This window comes from Candidatus Effluviviaceae Genus I sp. (assembly GCA_016867725.1).
Taxonomy (GTDB): domain Bacteria; phylum Joyebacterota; class Joyebacteria; order Joyebacterales; family Joyebacteraceae; genus VGIX01.
The window spans coordinates 1-4,802 of sequence record VGIX01000069.1; the positions used below are offsets into that span (position 1 = coordinate 1).

A 4,802-nucleotide genomic window follows, 5' to 3' on the forward strand; every position below is an offset into this window, starting at 1 on the left:
CGGGCAAGCTCGGCGAGGTCATGCAGGAGTCGGCGAAGGCCGCGCTCTCGTACGCGAAGGCGCACGCGGCCGAGCTCGGCATCGACGACGAGGTCTTCGCGACGACCGACATCCACGTGCACGTGCCGGAGGGCTCGATCCCGAAGGACGGGCCGTCGGCCGGCGTGGCGATGGCGACGGCGCTCGTCTCCGCGCTCGTCAAGCGCCCGACGCGCCCCGACGTCGCGATGACCGGCGAGATCACGCTCGGCGGCAAGGTCTTCCCGATCGGTGGTCTGAGCGAGAAGGCCGTCGCGGCGCACCGGGCTCGTCTCACAACGCTCGTCATCCCGTCGAAGAACGAGAAGGACATGGCCGAGCTTCCGAAGGAGGTCAAGCGGGACCTGAGCATCAAGCTCGTGGACCGGCTCGACCAGGTCTTCGACCTTGCGTTCGACGGCTGGACGGCCTCGAAACCGGAAGAACAGGTGAGCGAACAGCTCCCCGAGGCCCCGCCCATGCCGCCGGTCCCGCACTAGACTGCCGAACGGGCGCGGAGGGACGAGGGCCTCGCGGACGGACGCGGGGCCCTTTCTCTTGCAGGGAGGTCCGGTGTGAGGGTGAAGAGCGCGGAGTTCATCGTCGGCGCCGTGAGTCTTGGGCAGCTTCCGCGCGGGGGCCTGCCGGAGATCGCGCTCGCGGGCCGGTCGAACGTGGGGAAGTCCTCGCTTCTCAACCGGCTCACGGACCGGAAGCGGCTCGCGCGCATCTCGCGCACGCCGGGGAAGACCCGCGAGATCAACGTCTACGGGATCGACGGACGGTTCGCGATCGTGGACCTTCCAGGCTACGGGTTCGCCAACGTGCCCACGAGCGTGAAGGCGAAGTGGAACGCGCTCATCGAGTCGTACCTGCATGAGCGGAAGGAGCTCGCGGGGATCGTGCACCTCGTGGACGCGCGCCATCCGCCGTCGCGGGACGACGTGCAGATGCACGAGTGGATCCGGCACTTCGGGCTCGCCGCGTTGCTTGCGGTGACCAAGGCTGATAAGCTCTCGAGGGACAGGCGCCCCGCGGCGCTTCGGACGATCACGGACGTCCTTGAGCCGGACGCCGGGACACCCGTGGTGCTCTTCTCGGCGGTCACGGGCGAGGGAGCGGACGCCGTCTGGTCGTGGATCCGGAAGACCGCGGAGGCGGAACGGAGGCGCTCATGAAGTCGAAGCTGTACACGCCGGGCCCGACGAAGGTCCCCGGCGCGGTGCTGGGCGCGGTGGGGCAGCAGGTCCTCCACCACCGCTCGCCGGAGTTCTCGGAGAAGATCCGGCACGTGCAGGACGAGCTGGGGCGGCTCCTCGAGACCCACAACGACACGCTCATCTTCACGTGTTCGGGCACGGGCATGATGGAGGCCGCGGTCGCGAACCTGCTCTCGCGCGGCGACAAGGCGATCTGCCTCAACAACGGGAAGTTCGGTCAGCGGTGGGTGGACATCTGCAAGGTGTACGGGGTGGACGTCGTGGACCATGCGGTGGAGTGGGGGGTGAGCATCGAGCCGGCCGCGCTTGCCGATCTCGCCGCGAAGCACCCGGACGCGAAGGCCGTGTTCGTCGTGCACAGCGAGACCTCGACGGGCGCGCTGCACGACATCGAGGCGATGTCGAAGCTCCTCAAGGGGCACAACGCCGTGCTCGTCGTGGACGCGACCTCGAGCGTGGGCGTGCACGAGATCAGAATGGACGAGTGGGGCATTGACGTCGTCGTGGCCGGGACGCAGAAGGCGCTCATGACGCCGCCCGGGCTCTCGTTCGTGTCGCTCAACGGGCGGGCGTGGGCGCTCGTGTCGTCGTCGGACCTCCCGAAGTACTACTTCGACTTCACGATGACGTGGAAGCGGCTGCAGAAGAAGGGACAGACGCCGTTCACGACGGCCGTGTCGCTCGTGTACGGACTGGATGTGGCGCTCGAGATGATGGACACCGAGGGGTGGGAGAATGTCTACGCGCGGCACGCGCGGATGGGCGCGGCGGTGCGCGCGGCCGTCGAGGCGCTCGGGTTCAGGGTGCTGCCGGCCAAGCCGGTGAACGGGCTCACGGTCGCGCTGTGCCCGCCCGGAGTGGACGGCAACCAGGTCGTCCGCGTGCTCGACGACGAGTTCGGCGTGCGGATCGCAGGGGGGCAGGACCAGCTTTCGGGCAAGGCCATCCGCATCGGGCACATGGGCGGCATCCGCGAGCGCGATCTGCCGACGGTCATCGGCGGGCTCGAGCGCGCGCTGGCCCGCATCGGCCACAAGGTGGAGCCGGGCGCGGGGCTCGCGGCGCTCCAGCGCGTGCTGGTCGGGCGGTAGCGGCGGCTCGTGGGCCGCACGCAGAGGTTGCACCCGCGGGACACGGCAGAACGGGCCGTTAGCTCAGCTGGCAGAGCACCTGCCTTTTAAGCAGGACGTCGCTGGTTCGACCCCAGCACGGCCCACCATCGACGACAGACCGCGCCCGCGTCGCGCGTGGAGCGCCCACCCGAAGCGGCGGGCGGGATGCGAACACGAGGACACATCGTCCCCATCGTCTAGCCAGGTCAGGACCCCGCCCTTTCAAGGCGGCAACACGGGTTCGAATCCCGTTGGGGACGCCAGCAGTGAGAAGCCCGGCCGTGTGGCCGGGCTTCTCACTGCTTGTTCCCGGTGGATACTGCGATGTGTCGGGTTCGGTACCCCGCGCGCTGGACAGCGCGCATAGGAGAACGGCGGCGAAGCCGCCCACCTTGGGGTACGCCGACGGCGCGGGCGCGGAGCGCCCCGCCGGAGGCAATCCCGTTGGGGACGCCTCGATCTCGCCCGTTGACATACATAGCAGCGCTATGTATTGTGGCACGCACGATGGACATCAACAAGGACCTCGTCGCGGCCTCCGCCACGCCGCTCGTCCTCGCAATCCTCGCGGAGGCAGACAGCTACGGCTATGCCATTCTCAAACGCGTGAGCGAGCTCTCGGGCGGGCGGCTTGAGTGGAGCGACGGCATGCTCTATCCGGTGCTACACCGGCTCGAGCGCCTGGGATACGTCTCCGGGACGTGGGCCACGTCGGACGTCGGACGGCGGCGCAAGTACTACCGGATCACACAACGGGGGAGAGAGCAGCTCGACGCGCAGCGCCGGCAGTGGCAGACCGTCGACGCGGCGCTGCGGAACGTCTGGTCGGTCCTGGCCGCGCACGCGACTCCCGACCTCCTGCCTCAGGAGTGCTGACCGCATGGCCGCGAACACAGAAGCGCTCGAACGACACATCGCGGAGTGGCGCGCGTACGTCGTCCGCGGCAGGGGGATGGCGGGTTCCGACGTCGAGGAACTCGAAGATCATCTGCGCGACGAGATCGGGGCGCTGACCGCCTCGGGGCTTGCTGCCGACGAAGCGTTCCTCGTCGCGGTGAAGCGCATCGGCAGCTTGAACGCGCTGTCCCGCGAGTTCGCGCGGGAGCACTCCGAACGGCTCTGGCGACAGCTCGTGCTCGGGGCCGACGACCCGGGCGGGAAGTCGCCGCGGACCGAAACGGCCGTCGTCATGGTCCTCGCCGCCGCCGCCGCCGTGGCGGTCAGGCTTCCGGAGCTCTTCGGCCTCGGACTTGGACCGGGCTCGGAGGAGTTCTACGCACGCAACCTGAGCCTCTTCGTGCTCCCGTTCCTGACCATCTACCTCGCCTGGAAGCGGGGCCTGGGCGCCGCGGCCCTCGCGCGCCTTCTCATCGCCTTCGCCGCGGCGGCCGTCATCATGAACCTCTACCCGTTCCAGCTCCAGGGGCAGACGCTCCCGCTGGCGGCGATCCACCTCCCCATCGCTCTCTGGCTGGCCGTGGGCGTCGCCTACACTGGCTTCCGCTGGCGGGAGTCGAGCGAGCGGATGCACTTCATCCGCTTCTCGGGCGAGCTCTTCATCTACTACGTGCTGATCGCGCTCGGCGGGGCCGTGCTGTCGCTCCTCACGGCGGGGATGTTCCGGGCCATCGGCCTCGATGCCGAGGAGCTCATCTCGCGATGGCTCCTGCCCTGCGGAGCGGTGGGGGCCGTGCTCGTCGGTGCGTGGCTCGTCGAGATGAAGCCGGGCGTGATCGAGAACATGGCGCCCGTGCTCACGCGCGTCTTCACGCCGCTCTTCGTGTTGGTCCTCGTGACGTTTCTCGCTACGATGGTGTGGACGGGCCGCGGCATCGTCCTCGAGCGCGAGGTTCTGATCGGTTTCGATCTCCTGCTCGTCGTCGTCCTCGGGCTTCTGCTGTACGCCGTCTCCGCGCGGGACCCGCTCGCGCCACCCGGTCTCTTCGACAGGCTTCAACTCACCCTGGTCGTGAGCGCGCTCGTCGTTGATGCGGTTGCCCTCGCGGCCATCGCGGCCCGCATCTCTGGCTTCGGCTTCACGCCGAACCGCACGGCGGCGCTGGGGGAGAACCTGGTCCTTCTCGTCAATCTGGCGTGGTCGGCGTGGCTCTACAGCCGCTTCCTGCGGGGTCGCGCGCCGTTCAGCGCGCTCGAGCGGTGGCAGACCTCGTACCTTCCCGTCTATGCAGTCTGGGCGCTCGCCGTCGTGATCGTGTTCCCGCTCGTGTTCGGCTTCGCGTGAGGCGGGCTGCGCGCCGCGAGCACCGGATGCCGAGGCACCGGGGCTTCGGGGGGCTCAGCGCCCCCCATCACGGTCCTCCCCGTGGCTGCGCCTCGCTCGTTGACCGCGCCCCCGGCTTGCCCTAGAATCTCATGGGCTGAGCGCTCCAGTGGCCCGCCAGGGCCGTGGGCGTTCACGCATCCGTCCTTGCTCGCTGTCGACCCGAACACC

General features: G+C 69.2%; 5 protein-coding genes and 2 tRNA genes. All 7 read left to right on the forward strand.

Annotation, left to right across the window (positions count from 1 at the left end; all coding sequences use genetic code 11):
* Positions 1 to 518, forward strand: a 518-nt coding sequence (locus FJY74_09270) for an endopeptidase La (GenBank protein ID MBM3308503.1), incomplete at its 5' end; no start/stop codon positions are given.
* A 75-nt stretch (positions 519 to 593) separates the two neighbouring features.
* Complete coding sequence (locus FJY74_09275) at positions 594 to 1,196, forward strand: YihA family ribosome biogenesis GTP-binding protein (protein ID MBM3308504.1); 603 nt, start codon at positions 594 to 596, stop codon at positions 1,194 to 1,196.
* A complete protein-coding gene (locus FJY74_09280; GenBank protein ID MBM3308505.1) occupies positions 1,193 to 2,329 on the forward strand; it encodes an alanine--glyoxylate aminotransferase family protein in 1,137 nt (378 codons plus the stop codon). The genes FJY74_09275 and FJY74_09280 overlap by 4 nt, the downstream gene beginning before the upstream one ends.
* A gap of 52 nt (positions 2,330 to 2,381) precedes the next feature.
* Positions 2,382 to 2,457: transfer RNA gene (locus tag FJY74_09285), tRNA-Lys, on the forward strand.
* A 79-nt stretch (positions 2,458 to 2,536) separates the two neighbouring features.
* Positions 2,537 to 2,613 (forward strand) — tRNA-Glu (locus FJY74_09290).
* Positions 2,614 to 2,857: 244 nt separating this feature from the next.
* On the forward strand, positions 2,858 to 3,226 hold the full coding sequence (locus FJY74_09295) for a helix-turn-helix transcriptional regulator (GenBank protein MBM3308506.1): 369 nt from the start codon (positions 2,858 to 2,860) through the stop codon (positions 3,224 to 3,226).
* Between the two features lie 4 nt (positions 3,227 to 3,230).
* On the forward strand, positions 3,231 to 4,592 hold the full coding sequence (locus FJY74_09300) for a hypothetical protein (protein MBM3308507.1): 1,362 nt from the start codon (positions 3,231 to 3,233) through the stop codon (positions 4,590 to 4,592).
* Positions 4,593 to 4,802 lie beyond the last annotated feature (210 nt).

Bases quoted from the DNA above. Each gene is read 5' to 3' on its own strand.
- FJY74_09295 (MBM3308506.1), top strand. From the start codon at position 2,858: ATGGACATCAACAAGGACCTCGTCGCGGCCTCCGCCACGCCGCTCGTC.
- FJY74_09280 (MBM3308505.1), top strand. From the start codon at position 1,193: ATGAAGTCGAAGCTGTACACGCCGGGCCCGACGAAGGTCCCCGGCGCG.
- FJY74_09300 (MBM3308507.1), top strand. From the start codon at position 3,231: ATGGCCGCGAACACAGAAGCGCTCGAACGACACATCGCGGAGTGGCGC.